Here is a 16,530-nt window from a genome sequence, read left to right as displayed (position 1 = left end):
GCATTACCCCTCGCGCAAACGTTAAATTTTTGCACCATGGATTAATGATATGCACCGCTTCAGCGCTGCCGGAGTGTAGCAAATCAGATTGAGGCCGCGTGGCGCTGAGAGCGGTGACCTGGCATGAATTCTGCACCGTTGAGACTGAGTTGAACATCAGCGAGGTGCAAAATGGATAAGACAAAAACCCAACAAACCTGGCAACACTGGTTGCGCTTCTCCGCGTTTACGCTGGCAGGCGTCGCAATGGAAGGCAGCACACCCACGCCCCATACGTCGGTAGTGCCCGCGCCAAAAGCCAAAAAATGGCGCACTGTATCGTAATCTCATTACTCCGCTCGCCCAGGCCCGGATGGTCATCCGGGCGTCTTCCTGCCTTACAGTGAAACAAAGACTCTTCTGCCGCTATCGGTCAGCCGTTAAAAAAGAAAATCCCTGAGAAGTTGCCAGCATAAAGGCAGTTTAAGGCTGCACAGATGATGTTGCTGGTCGACGGTGCCATTGTGCGAATACAGAGGAGGAAACAGGCAAAGGAGATCGTGGAGGTATGACTAAGTGCGTTAATGCAACAGATGCAGTAGCGGCGACCCGAAGCCCGCCGAGGGCGCACCATGGCGCGCCCTACCAAGCTGCAACTTAGAACTGGTAAACCAGGCCCAGTGCCACAATGTCGTCGGTGTTGATACCGGCCGCATTGGTGAAGTTGTTGTCGTCCAGCATGTTGATCTGGTAATCAACATAGGTCGACATATTTTTGTTGAAGTAGTAAGTCGCACCCACATCAACATATTTTTTCAGGTTCTGATCGCCGTAGTTCTGCACGTTGCCGCGAGAAGAAACGAACGCAAGGGATGGGCGCAGACCGAAGTCGAACTGGTACTGTGCCACCAATTCCCAGTTATCCGCAGTATCCGCGTAACCGTAAGAAGTTGCGCTGCTGGAACCGAAACGCGTTGCGTTGTACGAACGGGTGTACATCGCGGCCAGATACACGTTGTTGGCGTCATATTTCAGGCCACCGGTGTAAGCAGAAGCTTTATCACCACGACCCAGGATAGCGCCGGTGTTCTGGTTATTAGTACGGTCAGACTGGAACATCGCTGCACCGATACCGAAACCGGATCCGATGTCATAAGTGGTGCTCAGGCCGTAACCATCACCGTTCTCACCCAGCACATCACGGCCGCTAGAGGATTCAGTTGGGTTGTCATTTTTGCCCTGATACTGGACTGCAAAGTTCCAGCCATCCACCAGGCCAAAGAAGTTGGTGTTGCGGTAGGTCGCCATGCCGTTACCGCGCTGGAACATGTAGTTGTCCGCGCCGTAGGTATCGCCACCGAACTCTGGCAATACGTCAGTCCAGCCCGAAACATCATAGATCACGCCATAGTTACGACCGTAGTCGAATGAACCGGCATCACCGAATTTCAGCCCCGCAAAACCGACACGCGTAAAGCTGTTGGCGGTGCCTTCGTTTTCAGAGGTGTTAAGGGCAGCCTGGTATTCCCACTGGCCGTAACCGGTCAGTTGGTCTGTGACCTGAGTTTCACCTTTGAAACCGAAACGCAGGTAAGACTGATCACCGTCTGAACCTGAGTTGTCGGAGAAATAGTGCAGACCATCGACTTTACCGTAGAGGTCTAATTTGTTGCCATCTTTGTTGTAAATTTCAGCTGCGCTTGCTGAACCTGCAACCAGCAATGCAGGGATCATCAGGGAGAGAACGCGACGTTTCATTTTATTACCCTCTTTAATGTGCCTTTATTTATGCCACTGCAAACTGAACGATTAAAAATTCAGCCGGCAAGCCATTGTTATTTTATACGGGGCAATAATCTATCACGAAAATGATACTAAATTTCCAAAAGTGTTTCATTGTATTTAATAGTTATTTCCAAATGTAAATATCGTGGAACTAATAATCAGCACGGATCAACAAAGAATACAGCACATATTGGTAATCGATTATTTATACATTTAATAACAACAACTTAAATTGACACGCCCTGCCGCACTGAATGATAAAACTAAAGTGACTTCAGCGCATACAATTACTCCCGCTATCATCATTTATTTCATTATTCCCTCCATTCACCCCGAATGAGTTGTTTCACCCTAATTCCCGCCGGACATGTTTGTCCGGCATTTTTTTTGCCAAAATCACTCATCCCCGCGTAATTTTAAGTAAAGTTAGTTGATTGAGTTAAATTAACACAATCTCTCGGGCGCATTATTAGCTATTTTTCGCACTTTTTGTTCAATCGATAGCCATCATTCTGCAATGTTAATTTCTGTGCGTAATGAAGAATACTGGAATATGCTCTGGCTCAGACTCTCTCCTATTAGCCTACATGAGTCTCCTCTTATTCAATTGGTTAAGGCAAAGTGCAGCGCTGATTTATTACCGATGATGATTTTATATTCGTCCTTTTCCATCATGAAATTTCAATTTGCGATCGATTGATCGCGGCAGGAAGGCCGTGAAAGTGCCAGGAAAGTTCTGGAAAAGCGTCACGCCACGCCAAAACTCGGTAATATGCCTGTTTCTGGCGCTCATCTTTTCTGAACTCATCGGTTCTGAACTGCGGTGAGACGTCAGCTTTAATGCTAAACTTCGTCGCTTTGACGGCTATTGAAAAAGACTTTTATGACAGCACTGGACGCCGCACAGCACAATCATTTGCATCAGCGTGTCAACATGGGTACACGCATCGTCTTTCTGATCGCCGGACTTTGCATGTCGGCATGGGCGCCACTGGTTCCCTTTGCCAGCCAGCGTCTGGCACTGAGCGGCGCATCGTTAGGTGGGCTGCTGCTGTGCCTCGGTGTGGGATCGCTCGCAGCGATGCCGATTACCGGTGCGCTGATTGCCCGCGTGGGCGGCCGTCGGGTGATGTTATGTTCCACGTTAGTGGTGCTGGCGATCCTGCCACTGCTCACTCTGCTAAATGTGATGTGGTTGATGGCTGCGGCACTGATGATCTTCGGTGCCGGGTTAGGCATGCTGGATGTCGCCATGAATGTGCAGGCCGTTGAAGTGGAGAAAGCAGCACGCAAGCCGATGATGTCGGGTTTCCATGGTTTCTTCAGCCTGGGCGGGATTATTGGTGCCGGTAGCGTCAGTTTATTGCTGGCCAGTGGTCTCTCGCCCCTGCATGCTGTCGCGGTGGTGATGGTGTTAATCGTGGTGCTGCTGGTGATCAGCCTGCCAACGTTAATGACTGAACGGTTGCATCAGCCCGATCAACCCTGGCTGGTGATCCCACGCGGTTGGGTCGCTTTCCTGGGGTTACTGTGCTTCATTTTGTTTTTGGCAGAAGGCGCGGTGCTTGACTGGAGCGCACTGCTGTTACTGCAAAACACAGAGATGGACGTAGCACATGCGGGATTGGGCTATGCCATCTTCTCCGTGGCGATGACAATTGGCCGTCTCACCGGTGATAAAGTCATTCAACGTTTTGGTCGCTATCCCGTCATGGTCACGGGTGCGTTAGCCGCTGCAGCGGGTATGACGCTGGCGGTGTTACTGCCGTGGCCACAGGTTGCACTGCTGGCTTTCCTGCTGGTGGGATTCGGCTTAGCCAACACCGTGCCAATGCTGTTTAATGCGGCCGGGAATCAACACGATATGCCGTCGAATCTGGCGATTTCTGCCATGACAACATTAGGCTATGCAGGTATTCTTTCAGGTCCGGCTCTAATCGGATTTATTTCCCAGTGGCTCAGTTTGAGTGGCGCATTTTTATTGATCGCCCTGCTGCTGCTGGCCGTTGCCGCCAGTGCTCGCCTGGTGGCGCGCTAATCGCAGGATCCTGAGACACTATGCTGCCTTATAAATTTCCGCTGACCTCGGGTAACGTCACCCGTTTCTTCGTGGTGTTCAACCTGGTGCTGTTTCTGGCCCTGGGAGCTATGGTGCACAACAGTGTTAACGCCTGGCTTACTGAGAAGCGTTACGCGATGACCGATTTAGCGCGTGCCGTACAAAAACGCATCGACGCTTCGCGTTTCGCGACCTGGCAGATTTATGAAAATCTCGCCACCAGTGCGGCCGGATCTGCACCCAACACCAATCTTCTGGAAACCCGCCTGCGCCCGGATGTTTACTACCTGGAAAAGACGCGCCGTAAAACGGAGGCGCTGATCTTTGGCTCCCACGACAGCAGCACGCTGGATATGACGATGCGCATGTCCAACTACCTCGATACGCTGTGGGGCGCAGAGAATCCCACCTGGTCGATGTATTTCCTCAATGGCCAGGACAACAGCCTGATCATGATCTCGACGCTGCCATTAAAAGATATGGCAACGCGTTATAAAGAGAGCGCCATCAATACGCTGGTCGACAGCCGCCGTGCCGAGATGCTGCAACAGGCCAATGCGCTGGACGAACGTGAAAGCTTCTCACCGCTGCGCCATTTCGCCTGGCAGAACGATCACTACTTTACCCTGCGCACCACCTTCAACCAGCCTGGTCACCTCGCCACGGTGGTCGCTTTTGATCTGCCGATCAACGATTTGATCCCGCACAGCATGCCGCTGGAAAATTTCCAGTTGATTCAGGATGCCACGCAATCTTCCAGCACCAGCAGCGACGATGCCACTAGCGAAACGACATCTGTTTCACTGGCGAATCCTAATCTCGTCATTGCGGCGTCACTGCCCAGCACTTCGTTACAGTTAGTATATCGCGTGCCGCTCACCAGCCTCGCTTTGGATACCCTGCATAATCTGATGTGGCCGCTGTTGATCAATCTGGTGCTGTTACTGCTCTCGATTGCCGGCATTACTTTATTGCGTCAGCAGTCATTGCGCCCGAACGAGAACCAAAGCGCCGAGTTAGATTCGCTGCGCATGCTGAATGAAGAGATTGTTGCGAGCCTGCCGGTGGGTTTGCTGGTGTATGACTTCGCTACCAATCGCACGCTGTTGAGCAACAAGATTGCTGAGCATCTGTTACCCCATCTGAACCTGCAGAAAATCATCAATATGTCCGATCAGCATCAGGGCGTGCTGCAGGCCACCATCAACAACGAGGTGTACGAGATCCGCCACGCCCGTAGCGTGCTGTCACCGCATACTCAGCTGTTTATGATGCGCGATCAGGACCGTGAATTGCTGGTGAATAAAAAACTGCAGAAGGCACAGCAGGTGTTGGATCGTAATCATCAGATGCGTCAGCAGCTGATGCAAAATCTCGGTCACGCCCTCAACCGTCCGCTGGAGAGTATGGTGGCGCAACTGGTGCAACTCAGCCAGCGTGATGAAGACGAAAGCGTGCTGGATTTGCTTGATGAAAGTCAGGGCCTGTCTCGTTTGGTCGATGACATTGTATTGCTGAACCGCCTGGAAGCACACGACTGGTCGCCGGATGCTAGCGTGTTCAATTTGCAGGAGTTGCTGGATGACATCGCGCTGGAGAGCCTACCGCTGATGCGCCGTAAAGGGTTGGCGCTGGTGGTCAACAACCATCTGGCCAACGACGAGATGCGCTTTGGCGATCGCCGTGCACTGCGCAAAGTCCTGACCACCCTGATGCACTATGCGCTCACCACCACGCAGTGGGGCAAAATTACGCTGGAGATTAAGGCCAGCGAGAACAAACCTAACTCAGTGCTGCTGCAACTGGTGGATACCGGCTCAGGCCTGAGTGTCGATGAGCTGGCCAATGTTGATTTCCCGTATCTGGGCGAAACCACCCAGGATCGTTACGGTCAGGCCTCTGGCATGGCATTTTTCCTCTGCAAGCAGCTGTGCAAGCAAATGGGTGGCCAGCTGGAGATCATCGCCAAACCCGATATCGGCACACGCTATAATATTCAACTGCCCCTCGCGCTGGAACTACAAGGCGAGCAGGAAGAGAAGCTGCTGGAAGGTGTAACCGCACTGGTCGATATCGCCGTCGAGGATGTGCACAAAATTGTTTGCCGCCAGTTAGAAAACTGGGGAGCGAATTGCCTGACCTCTGACGAACGTTTATCCGGTCAGGATCATGATGTGCTGATCACTGACGATCCCGCCCGCCTCAATGGCTGGGCTCTGCTATTAGCCGGTGACGAAATGGGTCACCACGCATTGAACGATCAGCAATACCGGGTCAATTTCAATCTCAGCAATGCGCTGCTTGACGCACTGCTGGCACTGATTGAAAAGCAAATGGCTCATGATTTGATGGAGGAAAGTAGTGAAGATGAGGCTGCCACGCCGCTGTTGAGCGGAGGCTATTTCCAGCTGTTTACCGAGACAGTACCGCCTGATGTGAAGAGACTGTATACTGAGGCAGCGGAGAAGGATTATCCCTCGCTTGCTCAGACTGCACATCGCCTGAAAGGCGTGTTCGCCATGCTAAATCTGGTTCCAGGTAAACAGCTTTGTGAAGAGTTAGAAAATCACATAAAACTATGTGAAGATTTAACCATTATAAATACCACCAGTGAAATTGACGCATACGTCAACCAACTGCTGCAGCAAGGTAACCCATAAGATGAATAACCTGAATGTAATTATTGCCGATGACCATCCGATTGTTCTGTTCGGTATCCGTAAGTCTCTGGAACAGATCGAATGGGTCAACGTTGTAGGTGAGTTTGAAGACTCAACAGCACTGATTAACAGCTTGTCCAAACTGGATGCTAACGTTCTGATTACCGATCTCTCTATGCCAGGCGAGAAATACGGTGATGGCATCACACTGATTAAGTACATCAAACGTCACTATCCGGATCTCTCAATTATCGTTTTGACAATGAACAATAACCCAGCGATCCTGAGCGCCGTATTGGATCTGGATATCGAAGGGATTGTACTGAAGCAAGGTGCACCGACCGATCTGCCAAAAGCGCTGGCAGCCCTGCAGAAAGGCAAAAAATATACGCCTGAAAGCGTGGCGAAACTGCTGGAGAAAATCAGTGCTGGCGGTTACGGAGACAAACGTCTGTCGCCGAAAGAGAGTGAAGTTCTGCGCCTGTTTGCCGAAGGTTTCCTGGTAACGGAAATCGCTAAAAAACTGAACCGCAGTATCAAAACCATCAGTAGCCAGAAGAAATCGGCGATGATGAAGCTCGGGGTGGAAAATGATATCGCCCTGCTGAATTACCTCTCTTCCGTGAGCGCGACTCAGGTTGAAAGAGATTAAGATGTAAAAAAGGCGCACTTCGGTGCGCCTGTTCTTCTGTACTACCCTTTCCTGCTTTTTCTTACCCGCTCGGCATAGATTGCCAACGTCGATTTCAACACATCAAGCGTAACAGGCTTGGATAGGCAATTATCCATCCCGGCATCCATACAGCGCTGCTTCTCTTCTGCCAACGCATTGGCCGTCACCCCAATCACCGGGAAGGCATGGCCCAACTGACGCAGGCGCTGCGTCAGGCGATAACCATCCATATTCGGCATATTGACGTCACTCAGCACAATATCAATGTGATTACGGCTTAGCACGTTCAGCGCATCGACCCCATCCTGTGCGGTTTTGGTTTGATAGCCCAGTGTGCCGAGTTGCTCGGAGAGCAACATACGGTTAATCGGGTGATCATCAACAATCAGTACCATAATGTCATCGTAACGGTTGGCCTCTTGCGGTGCGGCCAACTGCAACGGCGTGCTGGTTTCGCTATCAATATTGAGGCGATAGATGCGGCCAAGTAATGAAGGCAGATCGTGCAGCATCGCACTGCTCTGCACCCACTGACCCGGCGCGGTTTCCTGCGGCATGTCGATGTGCTGACCGCAAATGTGAATCTGCGCGCGCACGGCCTGTGACACCGTATCCTGATGGTCGCTAATAATCACATCGTCGCTACCGGCATTACCCTGATAATGCGCGATCGCAATACCCTGTTGCTGCAACAGACGCAGCAGGAAGACCGCGAGATAATCATTGCGCATATCCAGCCAGATGGCTTTTTCCTGCAAACCATCCAGCAGCGGCGGCGCAGGCTGTTGTCCAGCGTAAATGGGGATACGGATGATAAACTGGCTACCCATGCCCGGCTCAGAGTCGACCTCAATATCACCGTCCATCATGTTGATCAGCTTTTCACAGATTGCCAGACCCAGCCCGGTGCCCTGGAAGTTGCGCTGCACGCCAGAGCCCACCTGGAAGAAGGGATCGAACAGACGCGTCACTTCTTTCGCTGGAATACCGACGCCGGTATCGCGCACGCGGAAGGCTAAATACCCATCTTTGACATAAGCATGCAGAATAATACAGCCGGTATGGGTGAACTTGATCGCGTTATTCAGCAGGTTAGAAATGACCTGCTGCAGACGCATTGGATCGCCATCCATCGTCAGCGGCACATCATTTTCGATCATCACATATAACGTTAGACGTTTACGCACCACCAGCGACAGATAGTTGCTGGCGATGTGATTGACCACCTCACGCGGCGAGAACGGGCGCGGCTCAATCTTCAGCTGCTCCGACTCAATTTTCGAGAAGTCGAGAATATCACTGATGATTTTAAGCAGCAGGCTCGATGAGTTGTTCATCGCCGTCACCAGCGATTCCACACCTTTTGGCAACGACTTGGTTTGCAGCAGGTCGAGGTTACCGATGATGCCGTACAGCGGGGTGCGCAGTTCGTGACTTACGGTGGCAAGGAACATGGATTTGGACTGGCTGGCCTGCTCTGCCGCATGCGCCATCTCCTGCAACGACTGCTCCATGCGCACACGCGCTGAAACGTCCACCAGCACGCAAATTGCGACGTTTTCATTGCGATAGCGTGAATGCACAAAGCTGATTTGCAGGTTGGTATTGGTACCGGTGAGCACATCGACAAAGTTGACCTGCTGGCCCCCGATGATCTCATTGAGGCGCTGACGATCTTCCTGCGTCAGCAGCGTCAGATAGTTGTGAGCCAGTTCGTTACTCAGAATATTGGTGCCGTCGCTGGTGCGCAAAATACAGATACCGACCGGCGCCGAAGCGACAATTTTGCGGTTGAACTGCTCGTGCTCTTCCAGCCGATGTGCGTTATCTTCCGCTGGCAGGAACATACGGCGTTCGAATATCCATGCCAGCGTGAACAGGATCAATGCGCTGAAGATATTGAGCAACAGCGCGTTAATCAGCATCAGCTTGAGCTGATCCACCAGCACGTCAGTAGAGAGTGACCACACCACGTTAAGATTGGACGGCGGCAGCGGTTTCTTCAGGACTAACTGGCGATAGCTATCAAGATAACCAAACCAGGTGCTGTCATCCGGCAGATCGTCAAAAGAGTAGCCGGGGCCACCGCGACGCGAACTCAGCAACGGACGGTAGTTCTCATCAGTAATGGTGGCAACCAGCGGCAAGCCGCCCGGCTGAATAAACTCATCAAGACGGATATTTTGTTCCACGCCCAGCAACGCCTGTAGCTTGTTGGCCACATACACCGGCATCACCATGTAGAAATTACCGACACCAGGCTGGCTGCTCGGCGTAATCCAGTACATCGGATTACGCCGCTCTTCTTCATTGCCGCTGCGATAGTGCAGCACCCGCTCGCGCAGGGCTTTTAGGCTGCGTTCACGATCGACTGAATTGTTGTTACCAATGGCGAAATCGGCCAGACACTGATTTTCACCCCCAATAAAGAACACACGGTTGAGTTCGTAAGCGGAGGTGAAGTTACTTTTCCAGTAGTTGATGAAGTAACCCAGCGAATCGAGCGAGTTACGCCAGGTGTTACTCATTGAAGTGCAATCACCATCAGAAAACAGCGGCGTGAACTGTGGCAAGGTACTTTTACCAGCAGGCAGGCCATTCAGCACGTCCAAACCGTTGCTACTGTTACTTAAGCGGTTTTCGGTGATGTATTTCAGTTCACGCATGACGTCGGCCGAGTGGCGTACATACCATTCCGCCTGGCCATAATTGGTGTCAAATTCCTGGCGAACCGCGTTCTCTTTTTCGTGCAGTACGTTGATGATGAAGAAGGTGGTCAGCAACGCACCCAACGTCCAAAGCAGCAGCGCCAGCGCACGGAACAGATAGCGCGAGATGCGAAGCGTAGTGCGAAAGGAGACGAGATATTTCAAAAGAGACTCACTGGCGGTAAGGGGTTGTCAGGAAGTTGAAAAACCCTCATACACTAGCTTTATCGGCCCGAAAAAGCCAGTTGGTGCGCGACTTTGGGAGTAAAACTCAGATAAAAAAAAGGCAGGTCGGTTGCCCTGACCTGCCGCTATTCTTCACCGCTGCGGATTACTCTTCTTCATCCGCTTCAAGTGCGTCGTCGTCGTTGTCCACTTCCGGCGCGATATCGTCTTCGCCTTCCGCGACGCTGCCGTCGATGGCGTCGAGTTCTTCTTCTTCCACCGGCTCAGCGACACGTTGCAGACCCACCACGTTTTCGTCTTCCGCGGTACGAATCAGAATCACGCCCTGGGTGTTACGGCCGACCACACTGACTTCCGATACGCGTGTACGCACCAGCGTACCGGCATCGGTAATCATCATGATCTGATCGCCATCCACCACCTGCACCGCACCGATGACCGGTCCGTTACGTTCGGTGACTTTAATCGAGATGACACCCTGAGTTGCACGCGATTTGGTTGGGTATTCGCTATTCGCTGTACGTTTACCGTAACCGTTTTGCGTCACAGTGAGGATGGCACCCTCTTCACGTGGCACGATCAGTGAAACCACTTTATCGCTTTCAGCCAGCTTGATACCACGAACACCCGAGGCCGAACGGCCCATGGCGCGAACCGCAGTCTCAGAGAAGCGCACCACTTTACCCGCAGCAGAGAACAGCATGGCCTCATCGCTACCGTTGGTCAGTGCAACACCGATCAATTCATCATCTTCACGCAGGTTGATGGCGATAATACCGGCGCTACGTGGACGGCTGAATTCCTGCAGGGCAGTTTTCTTCACGGTACCGTCAGCGGTCGCCATAAAGATATTGAAGCCTTCGGTGTATTCACGCACCGGCAGAATGGCGGTGATACGTTCGTTGGCTTCCAGCGGCAGCAGGTTAACAATTGGGCGACCACGTGCGCCACGGCTCGCTTCTGGCAGCTGGTAAACTTTCATCCAGTAGAGACGGCCACGGCTGGAGAAGCACAGAATGGTATCATGGGTGTTGGCCACCAGCAGACGATCAATAAAGTCTTCTTCTTTAATACGTGCTGCGGATTTGCCTTTGCCACCACGACGCTGCGCTTCATAGTCAGTCAGCGGCTGATATTTGACATAACCCTGATGCGACAGCGTGACCACCACATCTTCCTGATTAATCAGATCTTCAATGTTGATGTCGGCGCTGTTGGCGGTAATTTCAGTACGACGTTCATCACCAAACTGGTCGCGCATTGCCACCAGCTCTTCGCGGATGACTTCCATCAAACGCTCAGCGCTCTGCAGGATGTGGATCAGTTCTGCGATCTGGTCCAGCAGCTCTTTGTATTCGTCGAGCAGCTTTTCGTGCTCAAGGCCGGTCAGTTTCTGCAGACGCAGATCCAGAATTGCCTGAGCTTGCTGTTCAGTCAGGTAGTACTGACCGTCACGAATACCGAACTGCGCTTCCAGCCATTCTGGACGTGCTGCGTCATCGCCCGCACGCTCCAGCATGGTGGCTACGTTGCCCAGATCCCATGGCTGTGCCAACAGGCCCGCTTTCGCTTCAGCTGGCGTTGGTGCGCGACGAATCAGTTCGATAATCGGATCGATGTTGGCCAGCGCAATGGCCAGACCTTCAAGGATGTGTGCACGGTCACGCGCTTTGCGCAGTTCGAAAATGGTACGGCGCGTCACCACTTCACGGCGGTGGCGCACGAAGGCTTCAATGATGCCTTTCAGCGTCATGATCTTCGGCTGGCCCTGATGGAGTGCCACCATGTTGATGCCGAAGGAGACTTGCAGTTGCGTCAGGGAATAGAGGTTGTTGAGCACCACTTCACCGACCGCATCGCGTTTGATCTCAATAACGATACGCATACCGTCTTTATCGGATTCATCACGCAGGCCGCTAATGCCTTCCACACGCTTCTCTTTCACCAGCTCGGCAATTTTCTCGATCAGGCGCGCTTTGTTTACCTGATACGGGATTTCATTGACGATGATGGTTTCGCGGCCGGTTTTTGCGTCGGTTTCAATCTCACCGCGTGCGCGGATATAAATCTTACCGCGACCGGTGCGATAGGCTTCTTCGATACCACGACGACCGTTGATGAACGCCGCAGTCGGGAAGTCAGGGCCGGTGATGTGTTCCATCAGGCCTTCAACAGTGATGTCTTCGTCTTCGATAAAGGCGAGGCAGCCGTTGATCACTTCCGTCAGGTTATGCGGTGGAATGTTGGTCGCCATACCTACGGCGATACCGGACGAGCCGTTCACCAGCAGGTTAGGAATTTTGGTCGGCAGCACTTCAGGAATCTGCTCGGTGCCATCATAGTTCGGCACAAAATCGACGGTCTCTTTTTCGAGGTCGGCCAGCAGTTCAGAAGAGATCTTCGCCATACGCACTTCGGTATAACGCATCGCTGCGGCGGAGTCGCCATCAACGGAACCGAAGTTACCCTGACCATCTACCAGCATGTAGCGCAGGGAGAACGGCTGGGCCATACGAACGATACTTTCGTATACCGCGGAATCACCGTGTGGGTGATATTTACCGATCACGTCACCGACCACACGGGCCGATTTCTTATAAGCTTTGTTCCAGTCGTTACCCAGTTCGCTCATGGCAAAAAGCACACGGCGGTGCACCGGCTTCAAGCCATCACGCACATCGGGTAAAGCTCGGCCAACGATGACCGACATGGCGTAATCGAGGTAGGAGTTTTTTAACTCTTCTTCGATATTGACCGGTGTAATTTCTCTCGCAAGGTCGCTCATGGAGCCGCTATCCCTCTACATAATGCCGGTTTTTAATGGTGCGAAAGTATATCACAGTGGTTGCCCTCGGTGAACGTAAAGCAGGGTTTAATGCCGCTTTTCCTTGCAGATGAGAGATGCGCTAGCAAGAGTTAAGCGTTTATACTGAGAGAATATTTTGTCAGGAGTCGTGATTCAATGAGTGAACAACCGCAGGAAAGCCGCCAAAACGTCGACCATGCTGAGATTGCCAAGTTTGAAGCGGTCGCATCGCGCTGGTGGGATTTAGAGGGTGAGTTTAAGCCGTTACACCGCATCAATCCCCTGCGTCTTGGCTGGATTGCCCAACACAGCAATGGTTTGTTTGGTAAGAAGGTGCTGGATGTCGGCTGCGGCGGCGGTATTTTAGCGGAGAGCATGGCGCGTGAAGGAGCCAACGTGACCGGGCTGGATATGGGTGCGGAGCCGCTGGAAGTAGCACGGTTGCATGCGCTGGAGAGCGGTGTGAGCGTGAACTATGTGCAGCAGACCGTGGAAGACCATGCGATTAGCCATGCGGGGGCCTATGACGTGGTGACTTGCATGGAGATGCTGGAGCACGTACCGGATCCGCGTTCTGTGGTGCTGGCATGTGCGCAGTTGGTAAAGCCGGGCGGCGAAGTGTTCTTCTCGACCATTAACCGTAATCCCAAGGCGTGGTTGCTGGCGGTGTTTGGTGCCGAATATGTGATGCGCATGGTGCCGCGCGGTACACATGACGTGAAGAAGTTTATCCGTCCGGCGGAGTTGCTGAATTGGGTTGATGAGACGCCATTGCGTGAGAGAGGCATGATTGGCCTGCACTACAATCCGCTGACCAATCAGTTCCGGTTGGGACGCGGCGTGGATGTGAATTATATGGTGCATACGCATCGTCAGGATTGAGTGTTTGCTGGTTGCTGGTTGCTGGTTGCTGGTTGCTGTGGGGACGGTGCGTCGGCCAGTAAAGCCCCGCCCGATCGCAAAGGAAACACGCATCCATGCAGATCGGCCGCCGCATCCCTGCGGCGGACGCTTTGCTCTTCGGGCGGGGCTTTACTGGCCCTGAACGTTGATCATGACTTTGAGTCGCGCTGCGTTGTGGATTGAGCTTCATTAAGTTGCCCTCGTAGCCGCTGTCATTAACATGATGCAGCAGCGCGTTTTTCTTCCTATCTACCCGCTTTAGGTACTTTCAATCATGCTGCTACCCGATTGTGCGGAGATGTCCATGCCGCCATCACTGCGGAAATATCCCCTTAAACGCGGTTTTCTTTCTTGGTTCGCTCATTAACGCTTCCAACGCCTCAACGCACGCCAGGTAGTGTGCCGTTTTCTTGTGCGCCAGCACGGCGGCCTCATCGGTGTAAGCTTCATAAATAAAGAAGCGCGTCGGCACATGGCTGTCCTGCAACACATCAAAACGCAGATTGCCGGGTTCCTCCAGCGCACCTAAATGATTGAGCTTAAATACCCGCAAAAACTCGTCGATACAGTCGGGTTTGACGTTGATCTCGACCAGCGTGACTTCCATCGGCTTGTCCTTTTTATCGCGATTGGCAAAGTGGCAATCCTGGTAAAGCTTGTTTAATAAAACTCTCGCAGCGATCACAGTTCAAACTTTCAGCGGTGGGCTAAGCCGTTCATCTGGAGGTGAAAACCCTCGCGCACAGCTATCTTTGCAGTAACACCCGTTGGGTCGTCGGCGTGGAGCACTTTTCCGTTTCAACAGGAGTTTTGCGATGTCACACGCCCCGCATTTGATGGCGCTCGACGCCGGCACCGGTAGTATTCGCGCCGTGATTTTCAATCTTCAGGGTGAGCAGGTCGCCGTGGCGCAAGCTGAATGGCGGCACCTCGCCCTGCCCGACGTGCCGGGATCGATGGAGTTTGATCTGAGCCACAACTGGCAACTTGCCTGTCAGTGTATTCAGCAGGTGCTGCAACAGTCGCAGTTGCCAGCCAGCGCGATTCGCAGCGTGGCCTGCTGCTCGATGCGCGAAGGGATCGTGCTCTATAACAAAGCTGGCGAAGCAATTTGGGCCTGTGCCAACGTGGATGCCCGCGCCAGCCGCGAAGTGAGTGAGCTGAAAGAGATTCATCACGGCGAGTTTGAGCGTGAAATCTATCAGTGCTCAGGGCAAACCCTGGCACTTGGGGCAATGCCACGCCTGTTATGGCTGGCGCATCATCGACCCGATATTTATCGTCAGGCGGCAACGCTGTCGATGATCAGCGACTGGCTGGCAAAATGCCTGAGTGGCGAACTGGCAGTGGATCCCTCCAACGCGGGCACCACCGGCCTGCTGGATTTACGCACCCGAAACTGGCGGCCTGATTTGCTGGAGATGGCGGGTTTGCGCGGCGATATATTGTCACCCGTGGCCGAAACCGGTACGCAACTGGGAACCGTGACAGCCGAAGCCGCTCATCAGTGTGGACTGGCGCAAGGCACAGTGGTTGGCATGGGCGGCGGTGATGTGCAGTTGGGGACGCTGGGGTTAGGCGTGGTGAATGCGGGGGAAACTGCTGTGCTCGGCGGCACTTTCTGGCAGCAGGTGGTGAATCTGCCGCAGCCCCAGATTGATCCTCAAATGAACATTCGCGTGAATCCGCATGTGATCCCCGGTATGGCGCAGGCGGAAGCGATCAGTTTCTTTACCGGCCTAACGATGCGCTGGTTCCGTGATGCCTTTTGCGGTGAAGAGAAACTGCTGGCGGAGCGGCTGGGTGTGGATTGCTACAGCCTGCTGGAAGAGATGGCGGCACGCGTCCCCGCCGGTTCGTGGGGCGTGATGCCGGTGTTCTCAGATGCAATGCACTTCAACAAGTGGTATCACGCTGCGCCCTCCTTTATTAATCTTTCCATCGACCCCGAACGCTGCAATAAACAGACGCTCTTCCGTGCGCTGGAAGAGAATGCCGCGATTGTTTCGGCCTGCAATCTGGATCTGGTGGCCGCCTTTTCCGGTGTCCAAACCTCACAGATAGTGTTTGCCGGAGGCGGTGCGAAGGGCAAATTGTGGAGCCAGATTTTGAGCGATGTCACGGGGCTGACGGTCAAAGTGCCGCAGGTGAAAGAAGCCACCGCCCTGGGCTGCGCGATTGCGGCTGGCGTCGCCGCTGGGGTTTATCGCAGTTTGCAGGAAACCGGGCAAGCATTAGTACGCTGGGAGCGCGAATTTCACCCCAACGCAGAACACCACCAACTCTATCAACAGCAAAAAGCCAACTGGCAGAAAGTCTATGCCGACCAACTCACCCTGGTGGACAGTGGGTTAACCACCTCGATGTGGAAAGCGCCAGGTTTGTAACTCACTGCTATCCAGATCAATTTCCTTTTAGACGCATGCCACGCATTTTTGTAGGCTGGATTGGTCACAAAAAATTCATAAGCAATTTTAGATAAGTTCGCTACTGGCGGCCTTGTCAGGGCTTTTTTGACTTCAGAAATTTCCGTGATGAGAACCTTTGAGCAATAAACACGCGCTCGATCAAAAAGTGAAAAAAAAGTCGCTGGCAGTTGACACCATTGGCAGGCCTTATGGAATGGGGATCCAGGAATTTCGCTACCCCCCTGGACGGATTTTTTCGCGAAAATCAACTCTTGTGATGATCAGAATGCTGACTAGAATACTCACCATATTGTTGTTCAAACTTCCCGCACCCCCTATATATAGTGTTTATCCACAGGCTTA

Annotated in this window: 10 protein-coding genes; 6 read left to right on the top strand and 4 right to left on the bottom strand. The window is 52.8% G+C overall.

What is annotated here, in order from left to right:
* Nucleotides 1–171 precede the first annotated feature (171 nt).
* Nucleotides 172–324 carry a hypothetical protein gene (locus QMZ65_RS05170; RefSeq protein WP_283215535.1) on the top strand — a complete coding sequence of 51 codons (153 nt, stop codon included), beginning with the start codon at nt 172–174 and terminating at the stop codon, nt 322–324.
* A 312-nt stretch (nt 325–636) separates the two neighbouring features.
* Here the strand turns inward: QMZ65_RS05170 and ompC are convergent, their stop codons facing one another.
* Nucleotides 637–1,737, bottom strand: a complete 1,101-nt coding sequence (ompC, locus tag QMZ65_RS05165) for a porin OmpC (protein ID WP_160833466.1) — start codon at nt 1,735–1,737, stop codon at nt 637–639.
* 910 nt (nt 1,738–2,647) lie between these two features.
* On the opposite strand from ompC, the gene QMZ65_RS05160 reads away from it, so the two are divergent.
* Genes QMZ65_RS05160 through rcsB form a run of 3 tightly spaced genes read left to right on the top strand, consistent with a single transcriptional unit; the run spans nt 2,648 to nt 7,135 of the window.
* Complete coding sequence (locus QMZ65_RS05160; RefSeq protein WP_034825009.1) at nt 2,648–3,802, top strand: MFS transporter; 1,155 nt, start codon at nt 2,648–2,650, stop codon at nt 3,800–3,802.
* Nucleotides 3,803–3,825: 23 nt separating this feature from the next.
* Nucleotides 3,826–6,483, top strand: coding sequence for a phosphotransferase RcsD (gene rcsD / locus QMZ65_RS05155; RefSeq protein ID WP_097117240.1), 2,658 nt, complete (start codon nt 3,826–3,828; stop codon nt 6,481–6,483).
* 1 nt (nt 6,484) lies between these two features.
* Nucleotides 6,485–7,135 carry a response regulator transcription factor RcsB gene (gene rcsB / locus QMZ65_RS05150; protein WP_034825012.1) on the top strand — a complete coding sequence of 217 codons (651 nt, stop codon included), beginning with the start codon at nt 6,485–6,487 and terminating at the stop codon, nt 7,133–7,135.
* Nucleotides 7,136–7,176: 41 nt separating this feature from the next.
* Here the strand turns inward: rcsB and rcsC are convergent, their stop codons facing one another.
* Together rcsC and gyrA are read right to left on the bottom strand one after the other, a co-directional pair.
* On the bottom strand, nt 7,177–10,029 hold the full coding sequence (gene rcsC / locus QMZ65_RS05145; RefSeq protein ID WP_097116589.1) for a two-component system sensor histidine kinase RcsC: 2,853 nt from the start codon (nt 10,027–10,029) through the stop codon (nt 7,177–7,179).
* A 166-nt stretch (nt 10,030–10,195) separates the two neighbouring features.
* Nucleotides 10,196–12,835, bottom strand: a complete 2,640-nt coding sequence (gyrA, locus tag QMZ65_RS05140; protein WP_283215534.1) for a DNA topoisomerase (ATP-hydrolyzing) subunit A — start codon at nt 12,833–12,835, stop codon at nt 10,196–10,198.
* A 177-nt stretch (nt 12,836–13,012) separates the two neighbouring features.
* On the opposite strand from gyrA, the gene ubiG reads away from it, so the two are divergent.
* Nucleotides 13,013–13,738: a bifunctional 2-polyprenyl-6-hydroxyphenol methylase/3-demethylubiquinol 3-O-methyltransferase UbiG gene (gene ubiG / locus QMZ65_RS05135; RefSeq protein ID WP_166934734.1), complete on the top strand. Its 726-nt coding sequence runs from the start codon at nt 13,013–13,015 to the stop codon at nt 13,736–13,738.
* Between the two features lie 334 nt (nt 13,739–14,072).
* On the opposite strand, the gene lsrG is transcribed toward ubiG, so the two are convergent.
* Nucleotides 14,073–14,366: a (4S)-4-hydroxy-5-phosphonooxypentane-2,3-dione isomerase gene (lsrG, locus tag QMZ65_RS05130; protein ID WP_097116586.1), complete on the bottom strand. Its 294-nt coding sequence runs from the start codon at nt 14,364–14,366 to the stop codon at nt 14,073–14,075.
* 208 nt (nt 14,367–14,574) lie between these two features.
* On the opposite strand from lsrG, the gene lsrK reads away from it, so the two are divergent.
* The gene (gene lsrK, locus QMZ65_RS05125; protein WP_283215533.1) at nt 14,575–16,146 is read left to right on the top strand and encodes an autoinducer-2 kinase; all 1,572 of its coding nucleotides are present in this window, start codon (nt 14,575–14,577) and stop codon (nt 16,144–16,146) included.
* The last annotated feature ends 384 nt before the right edge of the window (nt 16,147–16,530 follow it).

Source organism: Pantoea sp. EABMAA-21 (assembly GCF_030053335.1).
Classification (GTDB): Bacteria; Pseudomonadota; Gammaproteobacteria; order Enterobacterales; family Enterobacteriaceae; genus Pantoea; species Pantoea communis.
Note: the sequence above shows the minus strand (reverse complement) of the source record. Positions and strands in the feature narration are given on the sequence as shown.

Excerpts from the sequence above, each read along its gene's own strand:
- QMZ65_RS05170 (WP_283215535.1), top strand. The coding sequence starts at position 172 with ATGGATAAGACAAAAACCCAACAAACCTGGCAACACTGGTTGCGCTTC.
- ompC (WP_160833466.1), bottom strand. The coding sequence starts at position 1,737 with ATGAAACGTCGCGTTCTCTCCCTGATGATCCCTGCATTGCTGGTTGCA.
- QMZ65_RS05160 (WP_034825009.1), top strand. The coding sequence starts at position 2,648 with ATGACAGCACTGGACGCCGCACAGCACAATCATTTGCATCAGCGTGTC.
- rcsB (WP_034825012.1), top strand. The coding sequence starts at position 6,485 with ATGAATAACCTGAATGTAATTATTGCCGATGACCATCCGATTGTTCTG.
- gyrA (WP_283215534.1), bottom strand. The coding sequence starts at position 12,835 with ATGAGCGACCTTGCGAGAGAAATTACACCGGTCAATATCGAAGAAGAG.
- ubiG (WP_166934734.1), top strand. The coding sequence starts at position 13,013 with ATGAGTGAACAACCGCAGGAAAGCCGCCAAAACGTCGACCATGCTGAG.
- lsrG (WP_097116586.1), bottom strand. The coding sequence starts at position 14,366 with ATGGAAGTCACGCTGGTCGAGATCAACGTCAAACCCGACTGTATCGAC.
- lsrK (WP_283215533.1), top strand. The coding sequence starts at position 14,575 with ATGTCACACGCCCCGCATTTGATGGCGCTCGACGCCGGCACCGGTAGT.